The organism is Vibrio nigripulchritudo ATCC 27043 (assembly GCF_000222685.1).
GTDB classification, from domain to species: Bacteria; Pseudomonadota; Gammaproteobacteria; order Enterobacterales; family Vibrionaceae; genus Vibrio; species Vibrio nigripulchritudo.
On record NZ_AFWJ01000090.1, the window covers coordinates 1 to 23,322 of the forward strand.

16 protein-coding genes and 4 tRNA genes are annotated in these 23,322 nt (G+C 47.5%); 1 reads left to right on the top strand and 19 read right to left on the bottom strand.

Features of this window, described 5'->3' with window-relative positions; genetic code table 11:
- Window positions 1–30: 30 nt before the first annotated feature.
- The 15 genes from RH89_RS09095 to RH89_RS09165 all read right to left on the bottom strand — a co-directional run bounded on the left by RH89_RS09095 (window position 31) and on the right by RH89_RS09165 (window position 16,907).
- Window positions 31–107, bottom strand: a tRNA-Arg gene (locus tag RH89_RS09095).
- 66 nt (window positions 108–173) lie between these two features.
- Window positions 174–266: transfer RNA gene (locus RH89_RS09100), tRNA-Ser, on the bottom strand.
- Window positions 267–292: 26 nt separating this feature from the next.
- Window positions 293–369, bottom strand: a tRNA-Arg gene (locus tag RH89_RS09105).
- A 52-nt stretch (window positions 370–421) separates the two neighbouring features.
- A tRNA-Ser gene (locus RH89_RS09110) sits at window positions 422–514 on the bottom strand.
- 180 nt (window positions 515–694) lie between these two features.
- Window positions 695–892, bottom strand: coding sequence for a carbon storage regulator CsrA (gene csrA / locus RH89_RS09115; protein ID WP_004401290.1), 198 nt, complete (start codon window positions 890–892; stop codon window positions 695–697).
- Window positions 893–978: 86 nt separating this feature from the next.
- Window positions 979–2,175 carry an aspartate kinase gene (locus tag RH89_RS09120; protein ID WP_004401291.1) on the bottom strand — a complete coding sequence of 399 codons (1,197 nt, stop codon included), beginning with the start codon at window positions 2,173–2,175 and terminating at the stop codon, window positions 979–981.
- 91 nt (window positions 2,176–2,266) lie between these two features.
- Window positions 2,267–4,849 (bottom strand): alanine--tRNA ligase, encoded by a 2,583-nt coding sequence (gene alaS / locus RH89_RS09125; RefSeq protein WP_004401292.1) that lies wholly within the window; start codon window positions 4,847–4,849, stop codon window positions 2,267–2,269.
- A gap of 257 nt (window positions 4,850–5,106) precedes the next feature.
- Window positions 5,107–5,568 (bottom strand): recombination regulator RecX, encoded by a 462-nt coding sequence (gene recX / locus RH89_RS09130; RefSeq protein WP_004401293.1) that lies wholly within the window; start codon window positions 5,566–5,568, stop codon window positions 5,107–5,109.
- A 91-nt stretch (window positions 5,569–5,659) separates the two neighbouring features.
- Window positions 5,660–6,700, bottom strand: a complete 1,041-nt coding sequence (gene recA / locus RH89_RS09135) for a recombinase RecA (protein WP_004401294.1) — start codon at window positions 6,698–6,700, stop codon at window positions 5,660–5,662.
- A 110-nt stretch (window positions 6,701–6,810) separates the two neighbouring features.
- The gene (gene pncC / locus RH89_RS09140) at window positions 6,811–7,296 is read right to left on the bottom strand and encodes a nicotinamide-nucleotide amidase (protein ID WP_004401295.1); all 486 of its coding nucleotides are present in this window, start codon (window positions 7,294–7,296) and stop codon (window positions 6,811–6,813) included.
- A gap of 91 nt (window positions 7,297–7,387) precedes the next feature.
- The gene (locus tag RH89_RS09145) at window positions 7,388–8,449 is read right to left on the bottom strand and encodes a toxic anion resistance protein (protein ID WP_004401296.1); all 1,062 of its coding nucleotides are present in this window, start codon (window positions 8,447–8,449) and stop codon (window positions 7,388–7,390) included.
- A gap of 12 nt (window positions 8,450–8,461) precedes the next feature.
- A complete protein-coding gene (locus RH89_RS09150) occupies window positions 8,462–9,172 on the bottom strand; it encodes a phospholipase D-like domain-containing protein (protein ID WP_004401297.1) in 711 nt (236 codons plus the stop codon).
- Window positions 9,165–14,042, bottom strand: a complete 4,878-nt coding sequence (locus tag RH89_RS09155) for a DNA repair ATPase (protein WP_004401298.1) — start codon at window positions 14,040–14,042, stop codon at window positions 9,165–9,167. Before RH89_RS09155 ends, RH89_RS09150 begins: the two co-directional genes overlap by 8 nt.
- A gap of 64 nt (window positions 14,043–14,106) precedes the next feature.
- Window positions 14,107–16,260, bottom strand: coding sequence for a flotillin family protein (locus RH89_RS09160; RefSeq protein WP_004401299.1), 2,154 nt, complete (start codon window positions 16,258–16,260; stop codon window positions 14,107–14,109).
- 29 nt (window positions 16,261–16,289) lie between these two features.
- Window positions 16,290–16,907, bottom strand: coding sequence for a DUF1449 family protein (locus tag RH89_RS09165; RefSeq protein ID WP_004401300.1), 618 nt, complete (start codon window positions 16,905–16,907; stop codon window positions 16,290–16,292).
- A gap of 438 nt (window positions 16,908–17,345) precedes the next feature.
- Between RH89_RS09165 and mutS the strand changes: the two genes are divergently transcribed.
- Complete coding sequence (mutS, locus tag RH89_RS09170; RefSeq protein WP_038145401.1) at window positions 17,346–19,877, top strand: DNA mismatch repair protein MutS; 2,532 nt, start codon at window positions 17,346–17,348, stop codon at window positions 19,875–19,877.
- Window positions 19,878–19,963: 86 nt separating this feature from the next.
- On the opposite strand, the gene rpoS is transcribed toward mutS, so the two are convergent.
- The 4 genes from rpoS to surE are packed head-to-tail and all read right to left on the bottom strand — an operon-like array spanning window position 19,964 to window position 23,321.
- Window positions 19,964–20,950 (bottom strand): RNA polymerase sigma factor RpoS, encoded by a 987-nt coding sequence (gene rpoS, locus RH89_RS09175; RefSeq protein WP_004401303.1) that lies wholly within the window; start codon window positions 20,948–20,950, stop codon window positions 19,964–19,966.
- 58 nt (window positions 20,951–21,008) lie between these two features.
- A complete protein-coding gene (gene nlpD / locus RH89_RS09180) occupies window positions 21,009–21,938 on the bottom strand; it encodes a murein hydrolase activator NlpD (RefSeq protein ID WP_004401304.1) in 930 nt (309 codons plus the stop codon).
- A 9-nt stretch (window positions 21,939–21,947) separates the two neighbouring features.
- Window positions 21,948–22,574, bottom strand: coding sequence for a protein-L-isoaspartate(D-aspartate) O-methyltransferase (locus RH89_RS09185; protein ID WP_004401305.1), 627 nt, complete (start codon window positions 22,572–22,574; stop codon window positions 21,948–21,950).
- Window positions 22,575–23,321 carry a 5'/3'-nucleotidase SurE gene (gene surE / locus RH89_RS09190; protein WP_004401306.1) on the bottom strand — a complete coding sequence of 249 codons (747 nt, stop codon included), beginning with the start codon at window positions 23,319–23,321 and terminating at the stop codon, window positions 22,575–22,577.
- Between the last annotated feature and the right edge of the window lies 1 nt (window position 23,322).

Sequence of the window (23,322 nt, forward strand, 5' to 3'; positions counted from 1 at the left end):
TTGTATGACAGACGTCAGACAATTAAATAATGGCGCGCTCGGAAGGATTCGAACCTTCGACCGCCTGGTTCGTAGCCAGGTACTCTATCCAGCTGAGCTACGAGCGCGCAGGTTGTGAACTATATCACATTTCATTTCATCAGAAACAAAAAAATTGACCTCAGGCCAATAAATGGCGGTGAGGGAGGGATTCGAACCCTCGATACGGCTACAAACCGTATACTCCCTTAGCAGGGGAGCGCCTTCAGCCTCTCGGCCACCTCACCGACGTAGTATTCCAAATAAGGAATAATGGCGCGCTCGGAAGGATTCGAACCTTCGACCGCCTGGTTCGTAGCCAGGTACTCTATCCAGCTGAGCTACGAGCGCGCTGATTCTTATTTTTGTGTTGAGAGTATCAACTTTATAAGAAATGCAAGAATGGCGGTGAGGGAGGGATTCGAACCCTCGATACGGCTACAAACCGTATACTCCCTTAGCAGGGGAGCGCCTTCAGCCTCTCGGCCACCTCACCGTCTTGCGGAGGCACATATTACGATTTACCGAAAATATGTCAAACATTTTCTTGGCAAAAATAGCAAAAAACAGCTTAAGCGTTGGGTATTTAATCAAAGTGGCGGGAAATCAAACTTTTCCCTGAACGCGTGATTTTGATGCCTATTAAAAAGGCCAGCTTCTGCTGACCTTCTTAGTGTTAGTAGTTACCAGAAACTGAACCACCGTTGCCTTTCTCGGCTTGTATACGCATGTAAATTTCTTCACGGTGTACAGATACTTCTTTAGGTGCATTAACACCGATTCGAACCTGGTTACCTTTAACACCAAGCACGGTGACAGTTACTTCATCACCGATCATAAGAGTTTCACCTACGCGGCGAGTCAAAATTAGCATTCTTGTGCTCCTTGAGTAATCTCTGAGTTATTTTTCTCTATGATGTCACCATCTTAGAAAATTAACAATTCCATAATCCCTTCTGACTATGAAACCATTAGCTTTTGATGACCATCAAGCTCTAAATGTCCAGCTACTATAAAACTGTGAAGAAGATTGGAAATCTCTTCTATTCTCTCAGGTTCAATAAAGTAAGTGCAAGAACGGACGTCCTTTACTTCACCTAAAAGTGGAATTTGGTGCTGTTCAAACACATCTGTCAATAAAGGTTGTGCTTGTTGCGCTTTGCAACCAACACAGCTTACCGCAGATACAGGTGTGGACTTAGCTATGCTATCGGCAGCAATCAGTGAAAGCTTAGCCAAAGATGAGTTTGGAATCACAATATCGGTTACACCGGATTCGTCCGCTGCTGCCCATACCTCAATACCAAGCATCTGACACTGATCCAGAATAGACTGCTTGGCACTGGATTTGACTTCCACTACCACCAAATCACGCTGGATCGCTAATCCACTGATTGGACTATCAGACTCTTCTCCAACCACCAAAGTTCCAGACTCTTCAGAAAATGAAGACAGGACTCTCAGAGGGACGCCATGTTTCCATGCATGTATCACAGATGGAAGATGAAGCACTTTCGCTCCTTTTCTTGCCATCTCTTCCATGCTTGGGAAATCAATCACATCTAGTTTTAACGCATCTTTAACGACACGAGGATCGCAGGTATAGATCCCATCCACATCTGTAAAGATTTGGCACTCGGACGCACGCAGTTCACCTGCCAGTGCTACCGCAGATGTATCCGATCCTCCCCGACCCAGGGTTGTGATATTTCCGCTTTCAGACATCCCCTGAAAACCAGCAACTATCACCACGTGATCTTTCTCTAAATAGTTCAGAATCGTTTCTGTTTCTATCGATTCAATTTTCGCATCATTGTGAACATTATTGGTTTTCACACCAGCTTGAGCACCTGTCAAAGAAACGGCATTAACACCTTTCTTATTCAGTGTCATGGCTAACAACGCCATCGAAACCTGTTCACCTGCTGACAACAGCACGTCTAACTCTCGGGCAGTTGGTACAGCATCAACCTGATGAGCCAACCCTAATAAGCGGTTTGTTTCGCCTGACATGGCCGAAACCACAACCACCAATTGTTTTCCCTCTTGCCTGGTTTTAATGATTCGATCCGCTACCGCTTCAATGCGCTCGATAGATCCAACTGAAGTTCCGCCGAACTTCTGAACTACTAGAGATTCACGTAATGACTGTGTCACCTTTCTTCACCTTCCTGGGGCTTAATCCCCGTTGTCGTTATACACAAATGCCACTGACTTTATCAGCCAGTGGCATTCAAAAAAATAAAAGTTACAAACGCTCTTCTAGCCAGGCATCAACTGAGTCTAGCGCTGCTGAAAGTGCATTGGCATCAGTACCACCGGCTTGCGCCATATCAGGACGACCACCGCCTTTACCACCAACTTGTTGAGCAACCATGTTGACCAGTTCGCCGGCTTTCACTTTGCCCGTCAGATCTTTGGTCACGCCCGCGATCAGACCAACTTTATCGCCAGCAACATTACCTAACATGATGATGCCGCTACCAAGCTGATTCTTAAGCTCGTCAACCATGCCGCGTAGTGCTTTGTTGTCTGCACCGTCCAGCTTAGACACAAGTACTTTCACGCCAGCAATTTCTTTTACCTGACTAGTCAGGCTTGCACTAGCCTGAGACGCCAACTTGTCTTTCAAATGTTGGATCTCTTTCTCAAGAGCTTTCGCTTTGCTTGCTGCTTCAGAAAGCTTCTCTTCGTATTTGCTATTTTCGGCTTCGATAGCATCCAGCGCACCTTCACCTGTCACAGCTTCAATACGTCGAATACCTGCTGCGATACCACCTTCTGAGGTGATCTTGAATAGGCCAATATCACCCGTGCTTGAGGCGTGAATACCGCCACACAATTCGGTTGAGAATTCACCCATGGTAAGAACACGCACTTGGTCGTCGTATTTCTCACCGAACAGAGCCATCGCACCTTTCGCTTTTGCGTCTTCGATGTTCATGATGTCTGTCTGGATATTATGGTTACGGCGAACGTGAATGTTTACCAAACGCTCAACTTCTTTGATTTCTGCAGGTGTCATTGCTTCAAGATGAGAGAAGTCAAATCGTAAACCTTCAGCTTTTACAAGCGAGCCTTTCTGAGCAACGTGGTCACCCAGTACATGGCGAAGCGCCGCGTGCAGTAGGTGAGTCGCTGAGTGGTTAAGGATAATCGCTGCACGACGCGCGGCATCAACGGTTGCAGCAACGCTATCACCTTTGGCAAAAACACCTTCAACCAACACACCGTGGTGCGCAACTGCGTTGTTTAGCTTTTGAGTATCTTCAACCTGGAAAAGACCAGCGTCAGTTTTCAATGTACCTGTATCGCCACACTGACCGCCTGACTCGCCATAGAATGGCGTTTCTTCAAGAATTACGATTGCTTTGTCGCCCGCGGATAGTGCTTCGACTTCGTTACCTTCAACGAACAGTGCCGACACTGTACTGCTGCCTTCGGTGCTTGTGTATCCGCAGAACTCGGTGGATGCATCCACTTTGATGGCAGCATTGTAGTCCGTACCAAACTGACCCGCTTCACGTGCACGCTGACGCTGAGCTTCCATCGCTTTCTCGAAGCCTTCTTCGTCGATAGCAAAGTCACGCTCACGCGCTACGTCGTTGGTTAAATCTGCTGGGAAGCCGTAGGTATCGTAAAGTTTGAATACTGTTTCGCCATCAAGTACTTTGCCCTCCAAACCATCTAACGCTTCGTTTAGGATAGACATGCCACGCTCTAGCGTGCGACCAAAGTTCTCTTCTTCAATGCGAAGTACTTTTTCAACCAGTGCTTGTTGCTTCTTAAGTTCAACACCCGCCGTGCCCATCACTTCGGCCAGTACACCAACCAGCTTGTGGAAGAACGCACCTTGTGCACCCAACTTGTTACCGTGGCGAACAGCGCGGCGGATAATACGGCGAAGCACGTAACCACGACCTTCGTTTGAAGGCATCACGCCATCAACGATTAGGAACGCACATGAACGGATGTGGTCAGCAACTACGCGGAGCGATTGGTTAGACAGGTCTTCATGACCAGTCACCTCAGCAGCGGCTTTAATTAGGGTTTGGAAAACGTCGATTTCGTAGTTGGAATGCACGCCCTGCATGATGGCAGAAATACGCTCGATACCCATGCCCGTGTCTACCGATGGTTTTGGTAGCGGTTCCATCGTGCCATCGGCATGACGGTTAAATTGCATGAATACGTTGTTCCAAATCTCGATAAAACGGTCACCGTCTTCTTCTGGTGTGCCCGGACGACCGCCCCAGATGTGATCGCCGTGATCGTAGAAGATTTCAGTACATGGGCCACATGGACCTGTGTCACCCATTTGCCAGAAGTTATCTGACTCGTATGGCTTACCGCCTTCTTTGTCGCCAATGCGAACAATGCGATCAGCTGGAACACCTACTTTTTTGTTCCAGATATCAAAAGCTTCATCGTCGGTTTCGTATACAGTCACCAGCAGACGGTCTTTCGGAAGTTGAAGAACTTCTGTCAGAAATTCCCAGGCAAACGAGATCGCGTCTTCTTTGAAGTAATCACCGAAGCTGAAGTTACCCAACATTTCGAAGAAGGTATGGTGGCGAGCTGTAAAGCCCACGTTTTCAAGGTCATTGTGCTTACCGCCAGCACGTACACAGCGTTGGGCCGTAGTCGCTCGAGTGTAGGCTCGTTTTTCTAAGCCTAAGAAACAATCTTTAAATTGGTTCATACCTGCGTTAGTGAATAGCAGGGTTGGATCGTTATGTGGTACTAACGATGAACTGTCTACGATTTGGTGTCCTTTGCTTTCAAAGAACTTGAGGAACGCGTTACGAACCTCATCTGTGCTCATGTACATGCAGCTCTTCCTGAAAATAGTCGAGTTAGAATTTTGCCACATTGTATACCCAACCGACCTCAAGATGCGAGATTCCACAAGAATTTATTCTTGTGTGAAATCGCTATTTATAAAAGAAACGTGAAAACAGGATCTTAGGCGGTTTGATTCAAAAGAAGATGGACAGAAAAATCCGTTTTTTCATGAGGGAAGAATAGAAAAAGATGGGGAAGCCAAAAAAGGCTCGTTTAACTCGGTAGTTCAAGGCTTAGATAAGACTATTCCTCATCACTTAAGGCGTAACTGATCTGGTCAAAGCTGTAGCCCCGATATTGTAAAAACCTGACTTGCTTGGCGTATTCTTTCTGATCTTTGGCTTTTATGCCTTTGAACTTTTTTTCCGCCGCCGCTTTGGCAAGTTCAAACCAGTCTTGTGGTTCTTCTTGCAACGCTTCTTCAATCACCGATTCTGATACACGTTTTTGGCTGAGTTCCTGGCGAATTCGACGTTCACCATGCCCTTTGTAGACATGTTGTCTGATCTGGCTTTTGGCATAACGAAGATCGTCTAAGTAATTATGATCAATACAGAAATTCACCGCATCTTGGATCTGTTCTTCATCGTATCCTTTAAAAGCCAGCTTTTGGTAAAGTTCGTACTCACCGTGGTCACGTCGGCTGAGTAACTGAATCGCGGCTTCTTTACTTGAGAGGGCTGGAGGATTTTTCTTTGGATACATACTCAAAATTTCAATAAAAACAGTGGATATGGTTTTTAGCCAGATACGCAAAAGCCCTGCAATGCAGGGCTTTTGGTAATTGAATGAGTGATTAAAACTCTTCTTCTTTTGGCATTTCGCCTTGTTCTGGCTCTTCAGGCTGAGCCGTCGTAAGTAGCATCTCACGCAGTTTGCTATCGATTTCTAGTGCAATATTCGAGTTTTCGCGAAGGAATTTGCCTGCGTTCGCTTTACCCTGACCAATCTTGTCGCCGTTGTAGCTGTACCAAGCACCCGCCTTTTCAACCAACTTGTGCTTCACACCCAGATCAATCAGTTCACCTTCACGGTTGAACCCCTGACCATACATGATTTGTGTTTCAGCTTGCTTGAACGGTGCCGCAATCTTGTTCTTAACGACTTTAATGCGAGTTTCGTTACCAACAACTTCGTCACCATCTTTGATAGAACCAGTACGGCGGATATCAAGACGAACAGATGCGTAGAATTTCAGTGCGTTACCACCTGTGGTGGTTTCTGGGTTACCAAACATCACACCAATCTTCATACGGATCTGGTTGATGAAGATACACATACAGTTAGACTGCTTTAGGTTACCTGTTAGCTTACGCATAGCCTGAGAAAGCATACGTGCTTGCAAGCCCATGTGGCTGTCGCCCATTTCACCTTCGATTTCCGCTTTTGGTGTTAGAGCTGCTACGGAGTCAACTACCATTACGTCGATAGCACCAGAACGTGCCAGCGCGTCACAGATTTCCAGCGCTTGCTCACCTGTATCAGGCTGAGAAACAAGCAGTGCTTCGATATCGACACCAAGCTTCTTCGCGTAGATAGGGTCTAGCGCGTGCTCTGCATCGATAAATGCACAGGTTTTACCTTCACGTTGTGCTGCTGCGATAAGCTCAAGAGTTAGCGTGGTTTTACCCGAACTCTCAGGACCGTAGATTTCTACGATACGTCCCATCGGCAAACCACCAGCACCCAAAGCGATATCCAGTGACAGAGAACCGGTTGAGATGGTTTCAACATCCATCGCGCGGTTGTCACCAAGGCGCATAATAGAGCCTTTACCGAATTGCTTTTCAATTTGACCAAGTGCTGCGGCTAACGCCTTTTGTTTGTTATCGTCCATCCGTATCTCCACACAACGTGTTCGTGATTATGTTGGCTATTATACTGTTGATTCATACAGTGTCTATACCTGTATGAAAAAATTTTTCGATTCTGGCTTTATCCGCCAAATTACTCTGTTAGGTACTGTAGCAAAACCTGAAGAGCATGAAGGACTGCCTGTCTGCGGACTTGAGCCCGATCACCCTCAAAGTAACAAGTTTCAATTTTTTGCCAGCCCTGCTCCGATTGAAATCCGAAACATACTGTCCCCACTGGCTTCTCTTCGCTACCGCCACCCGGTCCCGCTACACCGCTAATGGAAACGCCTATCGATGCATTGGAATTCGCCAGTGCTCCTGCCACCATTTCGGTTACTACAGGTTCACTAACCGCACCATGAGCCTCTAGTGTCGACGCATTTACGCCCAGCATCTCCATTTTGGCTTCATTGCTGTAGGTCACAAACGCTCTGTCAAACCAGGCAGAACTGCCCGCAATGTCCGTCACCGCCGTCGCAACACCGCCGCCAGTACACGACTCAGCAGTGGTCATGACCAGCCCTTTATCGAGCAACGCTTCACCCAATTGCTGGCTTAATTGATTCATCAACGCCATGTTTTCTCTCCATAACCTGAACTCAGGTTCCATTAAAAAGCCGAGAACATCGGTTCGATATTCTCGGCTTTTAGGGTATCAGCGACAAGCCTTAGCTTTCGAGAGTTTGCGACAGCGCGTCTTTAAGCTCTTGCTCTGCCTGCTCAATCACCGTCTGAGCATGCGCACGTTGCTCTCTGCCCTCTTTCACGCGAGATAGCGTGTTATTCAGGGTTTCAATGGTCAGTTGGTTGACCGTTTCCAGAGATTCGAGATCCAGAATGCCGCGCTGATAGTTTTCGGAAATTTGCTCTTCCAGCACTTTCAGCTTTTCAGCGTTCTTCACGTACTGCTCATTGGTGTAGTCTTTCACCGCACGCGTCACTTTTAGTGCTTTCTCTTTCTCGTAATTGGAAATCGCAATCAGGAACTGGCGCTTCCACAACGGGAAAGTGTTGTGCACGATGTCCTGAATGTCTTCCATCAGCATCTTATTGCCTTCCTGAGAAAGGCGAATCTGAGGAGCGGTTTGAATTGCCGCCATTCGAGTCAATTCAAGATTGTGAATCCGTTTTTCCAAACGAGCGACTGCCTGAACGGCGTCACGGTGCTTTTGAGCATCCAGAGCATCTGCGGACTTTTCAGCTTCAGCCAGTAGCGAAGGCAATACGTCCGTATTCATCTGGTTCAGTTTCCACTTACCCGCGGCGATGTAGTTGTCCAGCCCATTGAGCAGGTTCAGGTTCTCATCGTACAAGGTATCCAGACGATTGATGTCGTGTCCCAGTTTCAGTTCCTGCGCTTCCAGCTTATCGGAAAGCTGCTCCAAGCTGCTCTTTACGGAATCAAAGCTGTCAGAGAACTTTTTGAACGAATCAAATAGCTCGCCGATAAGCGGCAGGCTCGCCAAAAAGCTTTTGTCTTTGAGATAATCAAATTCCGCACTGCTCATGGCGCTGACCATGGATTGCAGGATTTCTCCAGCTTCTCCGCTGTCTCGCACTCTTACTTGCTCAAGCACGCTATCAGAAAAAGCGGTAATACTTTCAAGCGCTTCTTTACCGAAAGTAATGGTCGCTACCGTATCAAACGGGTCGAAATTTTGCGCCAGCTCCAGTACCTGAGGGCTCAGGGCTTCTTCTTTTAACTCTTCGGTTTGAACCATGTCTGTCATTGTAAATCCTCCTTATGCTAGCTCAGGTTGATGGAACGGGAATTTCTGCCAAAGTTCTTCAAACTGCTTTTGGAAAGGCTGTACAAAACGCATGTCATCAGTCAGCGTGATGTCTTCCTCGTTGTACTTAGACGCGCTTCGGGTCCAGTTAAAACTGCCATTCAGCATGCGTACACCGTCAAAAATCGCGAACTTATGATGCATGTGATAAGACGTGGTATCGACTTTAACCTCTACACCTTGTTCCACCAGATAATTCACGTCGTTGCCTTTATCGAAGATCTTATCGTTGTCGGTCACGACGCGCACTTTTACGCCACGTTTGTGTGCCTTCACGATGTGCGCCGTAAGGTTGTCATCGGCAATGGTAAATACACAGATATCGATAGTGTGACGTGCCTGATTTAGCTGCTTAATGATGCCTTCGGCGCAGGAACGCCCTGGGGAAAACCAGCACCCAACCAGATCACCACCCGCATCCGACTTTGCGTTGTCCAACACTTTGATGGTTTTCTCTAACCAACGAACGATGTCACTGGCGTCCGCCCCCTCTTTGAGGGATTGCTGCGCCAGTTTGAAGCTCTGATTACGCAGAAATGAACGGTCTTCCTGTTTTAACTCGGCGTTGCTCAACTGGTCGTTAAGTTCGCGCCTTTCAGAATCATCCAGACGATGATCTTCAATGGAAGATTGAAGGAGTTGTTGCAGTTGTTCCCTATTCATTATTTTCTCCTAGCCCTTGAGTCACACGACTCATGGTTTGGTTCAATGCCGCCAGTTGCTGGACAACCTGTCCTGCTCTGTCTTCTGAGTCACCCATCAACTGATTACGCTGATACCCTTCACGAATTTCATTCCAGCGAGCCTGCTGCTCATCAGTCATATCCCCTCGAAGTTCAGCCAGTTTCAATAAGTTTTCTTCTGTACCATTGGTCAGTGTTTGCGCTTCACCTTGATAGTGATCTTGCAGAAGCGTTTGCAGCTCTTCTTCAGTCATGACAGACGAAATCTTCTCCGCCAGCTTATTCATGTTTCGATAAGAACCCTGAAGCTTAAACGGTGGCTCAACACGGTACTGATCCGCGGTTGCCGCAGAAGCAATGTACTGCTGGTTGACTTTGAGTACGGTCTGCTGAACCGTCAGAAGCTTCTGCAAGGTAGAGACAATTTCGGAAGACTCGGTTGCTGAATACGAGTGAGACATGTCGCTCAGCGGTATGCCTTCACCGTTAGCCATCCGCACGAAGCGATACAAATCGTTCAGGTCACGAGTCGCCAGCGGTGCCAGAACAGGATGCGACGTCAAGGAGTTCTCGACGAAACTGAGCTCAAACGCGGCTTTCTGATCCGACAGCATGTCACCCAGGTTGTAGATGTCGGCACGGTTTGCCAGCATGTCTGGGATTCGGAACATGTCTCCCGATTCGGTGTACGGGTTACCCGCCATCACAACCGAGAACTTCTTACCACGCATGTCGTAAGTTTTGGTTTCGCCACGCCATGTCCCTTCGATTCGACGAGTACCGTCACACAGAGAAATGAATTTCTGTAAGAACTCGGGATGGGTGTGCTGAATATCATCAAGATACAGCAGGACATTGTTGCCCATCTCAAAGGCTAAGTTGATCTTCTCGATCTCACGAGCAGCGTTCTGATCCGGCGCATCCTTTGGATCGAGCGATGTCACCTGATGACCAATGGAAGGACCGTTGATCTTCATGAACACAAGACCAAGCTTGTGCGCCACGTATTCAATCAGGGTGGTTTTACCGTAACCCGGAGGTGAGATAAGTAAAAGCATACCCATCAAGTCGGTACGTTTGTTGTCGCCAACCGTACCCATTTGTTTGGCGAAGTTGTCACCAATGAGTGGTAAGTAGCTCTCGCTGATCAACTTGTTACGCACGAACGACGTCAGTGGGCGTGGTTTGAATTCATTCAGACGGAAATTCGATTTCGCGTCTTGCAGCAGGTCTGCACGTTTATTGAGGTACGATTCAAACTGAGGAATCGTTACGCTTCGGTGCTGCTCACAACGTTGCAAAAAGCCATCCAATACCAGACTTAGCTTACCCTGATCGATATTGCGATGTTCCCCCAGTAGACTTTCTACTTCACAAGTGAGTGAGAAATCAACCGGGCTCAAAGGCGCATTGTCCTGCTCTTTCCATACTGCTATCGCAGCCGCTTCAGTCACAAACGCTTTGCCCAGCGATTTTTGCTGAGTGTACGCTGTTAGCCATTGAAGGTGATCTTGCATACTGACGCTTGGCGAGTGTTGATTGCCAGACCAGCCAAGGCTTCGGCGGAACTGAAGGTAATCATCGCACAGCTCCATGGCATCACGGCTGACCTCGATTCGAGATTCACTTTTGGCGAGCAATTGAATCAGGTAATCACTGGCATCAGACAAAAATCCACTGCCCGACTCGCCCAGCTCTTTTTCTAACTCGGCTTGCAGGCTTTGGTATGCGTCTGGCGACTGAAGGTGCACTTTGAGCAGGTTGGCGTTATTAGCTTTGCTCTTCCATTCTTCGAGCGATGTACCATCTTGGGCTATCAACCACATCCAGGCGATGGCTCGCTCTTGCTGACCAAAGCGTAGCGACCCTGCCTGTTCAAAAACAGGGAGAAGCTGGTTCAGTATTTTCTCTGCATCGTGATCGTGAATACCTTTGATGTAGCCTTCTTTGTACCTAGGCGAAGCAAAGCGTTGTACTAGGCTTAATAGCTCACCCGACTTTCGCGCGTGCAGCAAGGCTTCGGTATCGAAGTCGTCACTGAGGTTCATGGCAGAATGCAGAATCAGATAAGCCAGGTATTCCGAGCGATAAATGTCGTCGGTTTCGGAAGCGATATCCAGCTTCGAAATGTTCTGAAGCGCCAGAAACGTTTCGTCTTCAATCGGCTGATAGAAATCGGTGCCTGAGATGTGGGTACAAAGCTCGTCATCGTGCCCAACCAGCGTCACATCCAAAGGCTGCTGGTTCACGCTGAATCGATGCTTACCCAGTCGCAGGATTTTACCGCCGTCTTCGAAAATATCCTGATTATCACGAAGCGATCTCAGTGACTGGTCCTGAACGGATTTGAGTTTAGCGTCGACGCTGTCGGCTTTCACGCTGTCGCCCAGTTCACGGATGGATTCCGACAACTGGCGCAGCTTCATCACCATGGCGTCGGTGGCAAAATAGCTGTTCAGAGATGCGACATCATCGAATCGTGCTACGCGTTTTTCGATGCTGTTAAAGGTAACATTCGCTGCTTGAAGCAAATTCTGAATGCGTCGTTGCTGAGCACTCACCAACTGCTGCTTGTGGTTTTCTAGCGTTGACTGAATTTCATCGCGCTTGGTGTAAATTTCTCCCAGAAACTCGTCGAAATCCGCAAAGCGAGATTCCAGCTTCTCTAGCTGTCCAATCAACTTCGCAAGCTGATTATCACACTCATCGGGTGTGGTAGCCTGCTCCATCGCGCTGTTTACTGACTGAGCCAGCAGCTTAAACTGCGCCCCAAATTCTGCTTTCGCTTCGTCGCTGCGTAGCCCACTGTTTTTGTTGCGCAGCTTGGCGGACACGGCATTCAGCATGGACGACACTTCGGTGGTCAAATCCAGAATGCGGGTCGACTGTGTTGGATCTTCGGTTTCGATGTCGGTGACTTCTTCAGTCACCAATTGCAGCTCAGCACGAAGCTTTTCAATCTGCTCTTGAAGCTCCTGAATATCCGAGGTTTTCTCAACCGTTTCCAACTGCTCTTCCACAGTATGGATTTGCTTTTTGAATGGCTGGTAGGCTTTTTCATCTTGCAGCAACTCAAGCAACTGCTGATTTAGATACTGGCGTTGCTCATCCAGCGAACCTAGCAACTCATCGACTTTGGCAATATCGATGTAATGTTGCTGGCGCAGAGCCATGGTGTTGCCGACTTGCGTTTTCACTTCTGAAAGCAGAGTTAGCAAACTCGCCGCCTGATCTTTGGGCGCCAGTTTTACTTTGCTAATCAGAGTGGCGACGGATTCGGATTCTTCTTCAATCGCATGCTGAGCATGAGCCTGAAGCTGCTGAACTTTGGCGAATTCATCGATGATCTTGTCAGAAGTCGACATTACATCCTGAATCGCATCCCCCAGCCCCATCGCATAATCGTGAGCGAGCCAGTGGTAGTGATCAAGAGTCGCCTGACACTGCTTCAGCAGTGCTTCATACGCGGCTTGCGTAACTTCTTCGGTTGAAGCGAAGTGACAAATTGACAGTACGGAAGACAGTGCACGTACCAGCTCTGCATTGCCGAGATTAAACAAGGGGCTGGAGGCATCGCTTTTTGCACTGTGGCGGCTGTAGTGTTCCGGGGTGGCAAATGGTGTGTCCCAGATTCGCAGTGGATGAATGGTAGACGCTTCTGCGTTTTCAGACAGTTGGAATACCAGCATGCGACCATCTGGATACAGGCTGTAACCGTGGCTGTCCATAGGAGCTGAAAACGACTTTTCTATCATGTTGTAGGTATAAACAACGTAATACCCTTTCACCATGTTAAAGAAGAAGTACATCAGGTCTTCGCCGTTTGGTGAGGCGATTTTCTGGAAAAACTTAAGATCTGCCCACGGCATATCAAAGCGCTTGGCTTCTCCATTCGCCAGCACGTAACCATGCGAGTACAAAATGCCGTGCTCTTCAGGCAGTTCTTTGGCACTGACGCCAAGTGCATCGGCACGAGTCACGGTCTGATTTAGTGGGTTGTACAGGAAGTAACGTTCCGTTTTTTCACGGTTCGGCAAGACGCGAAGGGCAATCAAATCACCCACAAACGCGTAGGCAATGCTGGCATCTGCCACACTTTGGTGTGGGTCTTCGACTTCTTCTCGGTAAACCCCTTTGCCTTCTTCGGTGTTGTCTTCCACCTTAATGGTCAGGTCGCCACCGACACACTCGACAAATAGCTTGTCTTTGATAGACACATGGGGGTGCTTACCAAGCACGTGGTCTTCTCGTGTGGTTTCAATCCAGTCAAAGTCACGCTGAACCGCCGACTCCAACGACTTATGTCCGAGAGAGTCTATGTACTCAATCGAATGCTTGTTCAGTTGAAAGCGAAATACTTTGCGGTCTTCGGCGCGCATGCCGATTTGAAATGCGATGTAGAGGGTGCTTTCCTGACGAGAGATCTGAGAGAGCTTGGCATCCTGATAATAGGTAAACAGCTCGGTAAACTCGTGAACAAAACGAGTATCTGACAGGAAGCTGCCTTCCAGGCTGACGGGTTCAATGCGGAAGGTGCCATCTTTTTCATGAAGTTGATACAGCCCGAATACGTCTTCTAGAGAAGGCTGGGCTTTCATTCCCACATGCACTTCGTAACCAAACAGAAGCTGCTCGTTGACCTGCGCCATGTCGACAGGCACACAACGCGCTTCGGTTTGCACATTGGCTTTACCGATAAGGGAAAGCTCCTGACCACCGAAAACTTGCTGCCTTTCCTGATTGAACTGGTGGGAAATGTCTTTAAGTTTGCTGCCTTGTTGCGAAAGGCGTGACTTGAGTACCTCGTAGGCACCGCCTTCTGTGACAGCCTGCTGGGTTGATTCTGACATGCTTATACCTTTAAAACCCACACTTACGGGTGGTAAGTGTGGGTGTATGACTCAAGATGGGCGATTAAGACTCAGTAGAATCTGAGCTGCTGACGGACTGCTGAATTTTCTTCAGAAGTTCTGTCGCGCCACCTTGTGAATTCAGCAGGCTTGCCAAAGCAACGTTGCTTAGGTCACTGCTTTTCAGTTCGGTATTTTCAAGGATGTCCTTGATGTCTTGCGGCAGGCTGCGGTTGCCATTCACGTACTCAGACACCAGTGGGTTAAGGACTTTGGATTCCTCAAACTTGGTATCCATAGAAGCAGAATCGATAACCGTACGGCGGATTTGCTCCATACCGTCGCCACCAAACAGTTTGATATCGGCCGCTGCCAGTGCTTGTGCCAGTGCTTTCGCGTTTTCTGATGCCACGTCTTTTTGTGCGTCGATACGCGCCAGATCCAGCTCTTTCTCTTGCTGCAGCTGCATAACCCACTTGTCGTGCTCACGCGTTTGGTCATCGTATTTCTGAGCCGCATCGAAACGAGCCGTTTGTGCTTCCGCTTCCGCCAAGCCTTTCGCACGTAGTGCCTGTGCTTCTGCTTCACCTGCGCTTTGCAATGTGTATGCTTCCGCTTCACCCGTTTCACGAATCGCTTGTGCACGCTCACGATCCACTTCCACTTGCGCCAGACCCGTCGCACTGATTTGTTCTTTCTCAGCGTGAGCCATGCGCTCTTTCGCTGCTGCTTCACGCTCTTTCAGCATGTATCGTGCTTCAGCTTCTTTGGCTGCCGCTTCTAGCTCTGCCTCAGCCTGACGCTGACGAACCACTTTCTCTGCATCCGCTTGCTTGGTCGCAACAATATGCGCCGCTTCGGCTTCACGAGTCTTCACTGCCAGATCATTTTCGGCATCACGCGTCTTCACTTTCAGCTCGGCGTCTTTCTCGATCAGCAGGCGTTCAGCTTTCTCTTTCGCTGCGTCTTTCTCGGCACGGGCTGCCACCAGAAGTTCCAGCTGTTTCGCTTCAGCCACCGCTTCGGCTTCTACCATGGACACGCGCTTCTTACGGTTCACTTGCTCGTTCACTCGAAGGTTTTCAGTTTCTTCTTCTTCACGAGCAATCTTGCGTTCAATTTCAACACGTTGAGAGCGTGTTTCTGCCACAGATTTCAGCGCTTCTTCAACCGTGGTTTCTTTTTCCATCTCTTTCTGAGCCACTTCAGAAGAGGTACGAACCTTCTCTGTTTCTACAGCACGGCTCAGTTCTTCTTCCTGAATAGCGACCTGACGCTTATTGGCAATACGCGTCATTTCGACTTCCATTTCTACGCTTTCACGCTTTTTCGCTACTTCTTCTTCGGTTTCTAGTTTCGCCAAAGAGGAAATGCGCTCGTATTCCTGACGCTTTTCTTCAGACAGGGCATTCTCTTGCGCTTCGATGATCTCAATTTCACGCTGAGTTCGGGCGATGCTTTCTTTCTCTTGTTTATCCAGTTGCAGACGGTTCGCTTCCGCTTCTACATCTTTCTTCTTAATGGTGGTGCGCTCATCCTGACGAATCGCGTTGGTTTCCGTGTTCTTCTGCGCAGTAATGGAAGAGATCTTACGGATACCTTCTACATCAAGAATGTTGTCTGGGTTGTGGGCTTCCAGAGAAGTCTGGTCAATTTTATCGATTACCACGTCGTAGATTTTGAAGCCATCCATTTCGCTACCGATAACCTGAACAACAGCATCACGGAACGCGCGGCGGTTGGTCAACAGCTCTTCAAATTCGAACTGCTTCACTGCGGTTTTTAGTGCTTCGGAGAATTTAGGCTGGAAGTGCTCTTTCAGACGCTCAAGGTTTGATGCTTCAACTGCCGTAAACAGTTTTGCCACGCGTACAATGTCGTCTTCTTCGTGATTTACACCTATGTAGAAGTCTACTTTTAAGTCCGCACGAATATTATCGCTGCAGTGAAGACCTTCATATTCTTCGCCTTCCTGATCTTTACGACCACTGCGGATGACGGAAATCTTCTTACGGGTAATATCCATGTATTCGAATCGGTTCACTACCGGCCATACAAAGGTACCGGTTAGCGAAGCTCGGGTGCGATCCACACCGTTCACAATAAGCGCTTCACCTTCAATTCTTACCTTCTTATAACGAGAGGTAAGAAAAATCAGAACCAATAAAAATAGTGCAACACCAGCTAAGATGAACATCATACTGGGGGATAAAGCCATGACCAACTCCTTGAGAGGTTTAATTGTATTTATGCTTTCGCGACGAAATAACGCTGCGATTCATTATCTTTAGAGACGATGACGACTTCGTCGCCGTATCGGATTTCCTGAGTGCTGTGTGACATCACGTCCAGAAGCACTTCATTGCCATTGTGTACGACAATGACTTCACCGCCCACTTCCTGACTAACCTGACTGCTGTGCACTTTGGCACGCAAACCAACGTAATCGATTGAAGCAAACGCATTGTTCTTATTGAAAAATGGAGCCAGAGGCTTAAGCAAAATAGCGGCGATATACAAGGCTATGTACGCCACGACAGGAAGAGATATAACGCCTGAAATCAGTGACAGCGTTTCCGAGAGAGAAGACAGAAGATAGGTGTCGAGATAAAACTCAATAATAGTCGCGATAAACAGGCTAACGCACAGCGCAATAGGCAGTGGTACCTTGGTTAATATCGGCGGTAATATCAGGCTGCCACCGGTAATATTGTCTAAATCAACAATATCTAACTCACCCAAAAGACCTTCGAATACATCGAAGATCAGATCGATAAGCATGATGACGAAAAATATTATAAAAGGAATAAAGAATACGTTTGTCGGGAACGAAAGTAACACCGACAAAAACAGTTCAAAAGCCATGTCCCTATCCAACTTGTATTTCAGTCACAATCAAGCCGAATCGTGCTGAAATTTTTCTATCTATGATTTTAATATCAAAAAGATACAGAACGCTTTGGAAAAATAAAACCTGCTTTCAGGGTTTATTGATGCGCTTCAAAAAAAATTAATGAAATTATTATCAATGAGAACTCACCATAAATAACTTAATAAGTATTTGCTGATGAATATTTTCAATAAAGTCCACCATTCTGTTTGTAAAATCGAATTTGGGTAAAGCGTTTTTAACCCACGAAGTACGACCTCTGTGCAAGATTGCGACCCACACCAAAACTCCATTGCTTTCTGACGGTCTGATTAATATCATTTGCCTTTGCTGAGAATTCACTTCAGCTCAGATATAACTAAAACAAGGATAATTCAGTGACCACCAGCACCGCGACGCAGAAACACACGCCGATGATGCAACAGTATCTTAAGCTCAAGGCGGAAAATCCCGATATCTTGCTTTTCTATCGTATGGGGGATTTTTACGAGTTATTTTACGACGACGCGAAACGTGCTTCTCAGTTACTGGATATCTCCTTAACCAAGCGCGGTTCTTCTGCTGGTGAGCCAATCCCAATGGCTGGCGTACCTTTTCATGCAGTAGAAGGCTACCTGGCGAAGCTGGTTCAGCTTGGTGAATCAGTCGCGATTTGTGAACAGATTGGCGACCCAGCCACCAGCAAAGGTCCGGTGGAAAGAAAGGTTGTCCGCATAGTTACCCCAGGTACAGTAACCGACGAAGCCTTACTGGCTGAGCGTGTTGATAACCTTATCGCAGCCATATACAGCCATGATGGTAAGTTTGGCTACGCGACGTTAGACATGACTTCGGGTCGATTCCAGTTGATGGAACCAGAAACCGAAGAGGCGATGTCAGCAGAATTGCAGCGCACCTCTCCAAAAGAATTGTTGTTCCCAGAAGATTTCGAAGCGGTGCATTTGATGGCAAGCCGAAATGGCAATCGCCGCCGCCCTGTCTGGGAATTTGAATTAGATACAGCGAAACAGCAGCTTAACCAGCAGTTTGGCACTAAAGACCTGGTCGGTTTTGGAGTAGAGAACGCTGAACTTGGTCTGTGTGCCGCGGGCAGTTTGATTCAGTATGTCAAAGACACGCAACGCACGGCCTTACCTCACATCCGCTCACTGACATACGACCGACAAGACCATTCGGTCATTTTAGATGCTGCCACGCGCCGCAATCTAGAGATTACGCAAAACTTAGCGGGTGGAACCGACAATACGCTGGCAGAAGTGCTTGACCACACTGCAACGGCAATGGGCAGCCGGATGCTGAAGCGTTGGTTACACCAGCCAATGCGCCAGCTCGATACGCTTAACCAGCGCCTTGACGCCATTACCGAAATCAAAGACACCGCGCTGTTTGGCGACTTACATCCAGTGCTCAAACAAATCGGTGATATTGAGCGTATCTTAGCTCGCTTGGCAATTCGCAGCGCTCGCCCACGTGATTTGGCTCGCCTTCGTCATGCCATGCAGCAGCTTCCTGAACTTTCGGAGATTCTTGGTCAGGTTAACCATCCATACCTTGGTAAGCTTGCAGGTTTTACCGCACCACAAGATGAACTTTGCGACTTGCTAGAGCGTGCCATTAAAGAAAACCCACCCGTGGTGATTCGAGATGGTGGTGTAATTGCAGAGGGTTATAACGCCGAGCTGGACGAATGGCGAAAACTGGCTGACGGTGCAACTGAGTACCTTGAGAAACTAGAAGCCGATGAACGCGATCGCCACGGCATTGATACCCTAAAAGTGGGATACAACAATGTTCATGGCTTCTACATTCAGGTAAGCCGTGGTCAGAGCCACCTTGTTCCTCCTCATTATGTACGTCGCCAGACACTAAAAAATGCCGAACGCTACATCATCCCGGAATTGAAAGAACACGAAGATAAGGTCTTAAATTCTAAATCCAAAGCGCTGGCGATTGAAAAGCAGCTTTGGGAAGAACTGTTCGATCTTCTGCTTCCACATTTAGAGTCGATGCAAAACCTAGCTTCTGCCCTGTCGCAACTGGATGTTCTACAAAACCTAGCGGAGCGCGCAGAGAGCTTAGATTACTGTAAGCCAACACTGAACGAAGACATTGGCGTTCGAATTCAGGGCGGTCGCCATCCGGTGGTGGAACAGGTTATGGACGAACCTTTCATTGCTAACCCTATTGAGCTGGGTGAACAGCGTAAAATGCTGATTATCACGGGACCAAACATGGGGGGTAAATCGACCTACATGCGTCAGACCGCACTGATTGCGTTGATGGCACATATTGGTTCTTACGTGCCCGCTGAGTCCGCCACCATTGGCTCTATTGATCGTATATTCACTCGTATTGGCGCATCGGACGATCTGGCATCTGGTCGCTCTACCTTTATGGTGGAGATGACCGAAACCGCGAATATTCTGCACAATGCCACAGATCGAAGCCTGGTTTTGATGGATGAAATTGGTCGTGGAACCAGTACTTACGATGGTTTATCACTGGCGTGGGCAAGTGCGGAGTGGCTGGCTAAACAGATCAGTGCGATGACTTTATTCGCTACTCACTATTTTGAGTTAACCGAATTGCCAAATCAGATCCCAACATTGGCGAATGTCCACTTAGATGCGGTTGAGCACGGTGACACCATCGCCTTTATGCATGCTGTACAGGAAGGGGCGGCAAGTAAATCTTATGGTCTGGCAGTGGCTGGATTGGCAGGCGTACCTAAAACCGTGATCAAAAATGCGCGGGCGAAGTTGAACCAGTTGGAACAACTTACCAACGATCAACCAACGACGCCAAGCCAAGTGGATGTAGCCAATCAATTAAGCTTGATTCCGGAGCCGAGTGATATTGAGTTGGCACTTGCGGATATCGATCCTGATGATCTCACGCCAAGGCAAGCACTGGATGCGCTGTATCGATTGAAGAAGATGCTTTGATTGAAGTAGCGGCTGTAATTTAACAAACGAAAAGGGCGAGATGTTTCTCGCCCTTCTTTATATATCAATGAGCTAATTTTGTTGCTTTAGTCATTTTCAACGTTAAACAATGATTCCATGTTCAGACCTTGTTTCACCAGGATCTCACGAAGTCGGCGAAGACCTTCTACCTGGATCTGACGTACACGCTCTCGAGTCAGATTGATCTCACGACCCACTTCTTCCAATGTTGAAGGTTCATACCCTAGAAGACCAAAACGGCGTGCAAGTACTTCTTTCTGCTTAGGATTCAAATCATCCAGCCAATCGATCAGAGAATGTTTGATGTCATCGTCCTGAGTACAGACTTCAGGATCAGAGTTGTTGACGTCTGGAATGATATCAAGAAGCGCTTTCTCGCTTTCACCACCGATTGGGGTATCCACGGAGCTAACTCTTTCGTTCAGACGAAGCATTTTGCTGACATCATCAACGGGCTTATCAAGTTGCTGAGCAATTTCTTCTGCCGTTGGTTCATGATCCAGTTTTTGCGATAGCTCCCGAGCCGTTCTTAAATAGATATTCAGCTCTTTCACTACGTGTATGGGCAAACGAATAGTGCGAGTTTGGTTCATCAATGCACGTTCGATGGTTTGACGAATCCACCATGTTGCGTACGTTGAAAAACGGAAACCTCTTTCAGGATCAAATTTCTCAACTGCACGGATCAGTCCTAGGTTGCCTTCTTCGATCAGATCGAGCAGCGCCAGCCCTCTGTTACCGTAACGGCGAGAGATTTTAACAACTAAACGAAGGTTACTTTCGATCATGCGTTTGCGTGCAGCTTCGTCTCCTCGAAGTGCGCGACGTGCATACAGGACTTCTTCTTCTGCTGTGAGAAGAGGTGAGAAACCGATCTCTCCGAGATACAGTTGAGTGGCGTCTAAACTTTTTGCACTTACCTCAAATTCTTCTTTCTGTTCAGACTGTTTTTCTTGAGTGAGAGTAGATTCTTCCCTGGTGGTTTGTTCCATACCTACCGCTTCGTAATCAAACTCTTCTTCGACTTTCGTTACTGCATTGCTGATACTCATAGTGCCTCCCCCTGGCGAGTTCGCAAGACATTACTACTATCAATGTCGTTGAAATGTTTTAGGGTAAGTAGCGCTTTGGATTCACTGACTTTCCCTGATAGCGAATTTCGAAGTGCAATCTCACGCTGTTAGTACCAGACGATCCCATGGTAGCAATCTTCTGACCAGCTTTTACACTTTGTCCTTCTCTTACTAGCAAGCGTTCATTATGGGCATAAGCACTGAGGTAGTTGTCATTATGTTTGACGATGACAAGATTGCCATATCCGCGCAGCGCATTACCTGAATAAACGACTGTTCCTCCCGCAGTGGATACTATGGATTGACCTCGCTGTCCCGCAATGTCGATCCCTTTATTTCCTTGATCCCCTGTGGAAAAACCTTTAATGATCCGACCCTTTGTAGGCCATAACCATTTGGAAATTTTAGTATTATTCTTTTTTGTTGTTTGAGCAGGTTTGTTAACAACCTGTTTACTTTTATTTTCAACATACTCCTTTGATCTGGATTGATCAAGCTTCTTTGTTGATTCTTTTTTAGACGATGCTGATTCTTTCTTTTTCGGCTCAGAGCTTTTCGTTTTCGGTACAGAAGATGCTGTCGATGCCGTACTTGTTGCTGCTACTGCTGCCGTTGATGCTGTGGTTTTTGTGGCAGCTGTTGCGACACCAGCACCTGTACCGGAAAAATCGGGTGCAGAATAAGCAGGTCTCCAGAGACTGATTTTCTGACCGGGATGAATGGTATAAGGAGGAGAAAGTCGATTGTATTTAATCAGTTGGTTAACGTCTTTCCCTGTTACGTAAGCAATAAAGTAGAGCGTGTCACCTTTTTCCACTTCATAGTAGCTGCCACGATAGCTACCTCTTTCAACCTGATCATAGTTCTTCCCTAAGCTAGTAACGGGTGCGGGATTATGCGCAGCACATCCAACCAGCGTTGTAGCGAGAATAACTTGAACAAGAGACGCTTTTCGTTTCAGTGACACTCAATACCCTTAAGCCAAATCACCTGCGACCAAAGGTACAAATCTAACCATTTCAATCAGTTCTGTAACTACATTGCCATTCATTTTTTGTACTTTGATCAAAGTTTGTTCGGCTTCACCGACAGGGATCACCATGATCCCACCTTCATTTAGTTGATCTACCAATGCTTTTGGGATCTCACTGGCAGCTGCTGTAACAATAATGGCATCAAATGGGGCTTTCGCAGACCAGCCCTGCCATCCATCACCATGTTTTGTGGATATGTTGTAGATATCCAGTTGCTTCAGGCGACGTTTTGCATCCCATTGCAGAGATTTGATTCTCTCTACGGAGTATACATGGTCAACGAGTTGCGCCAGCACCGCGGTTTGATAACCGGAACCTGTGCCAACCTCAAGCAACTTGCTATCAGGTTTTAACTGAAGCAGTTCTGTCATCTTCGCCACAATGTAGGGCTGAGAAATGGTCTGACCCGCCCCAATAGGCAATGCATTATTATCGTAGGCTTGATGCATCATGGCTTCAGAAACAAAAGATTCCCGAGGCAAGCGCTTGATGGCTTCCAATACCTTGTGGTCTTGGATTCCCATTTCTTGCAGAAATTCAATTAATTTATGGGCTTGCGGATGGCTCATTCAATTGCTCCCTTTCAACCAATTCTCCATGCTTGGTAAAGATTCATGCGCCGTCAGGTCCACCTGTAATGGCGTCACTGAAACCAGACCGCTGGTAATCGCATGGAAATCCGTTCCCTCTCCGGCGTCTTGTTCCTTACCCGGAGGACCAAGCCAATAGATATCAAGCCCTCTTGGATCTTTCTGCTTAATCATGTCTTCAGCATGATGACGTGCACCAAGGCGTGTCACCTTATAAGGCTTTAATTCGGAAACTGGAATATCAGGCACGTTGACATTAATCAGGCGATTGGTCGGGATAGGATGAGAAAGATGTTGTTCGACCAATTGCTTAGCAACATGAGCTGCGGTTTTGAAATGTTGCTTGCCAGCTAGGGAGATGGCGATGGCCTGAACACCAAGAAAATGTCCTTCCATCGCGGCAGCCACGGTTCCTGAATACAGAACATCGTCGCCAAGGTTAGCACCGTGGTTAATGCCAGACACAACCAGATCAGGTTTATCGTCCTTCATGAGTTCATTCAAAGCGAAATGAACACAATCTGTCGGTGTACCCTGTACAGAAAAGACATTGGGCTCCAGTTCGATAACCCTTAGAGGACTTTCGAGTGTCAGGGAGTTCGAAGCCCCTGAACGATTTCGGTCCGGAGCCACCACGACAACTTCGGCGATGTCTTCCAAAGCTGATTTGAGTTCATGTATTCCTTGAGCATGAACACCATCATCATTGCTCAATAATATTTTCATC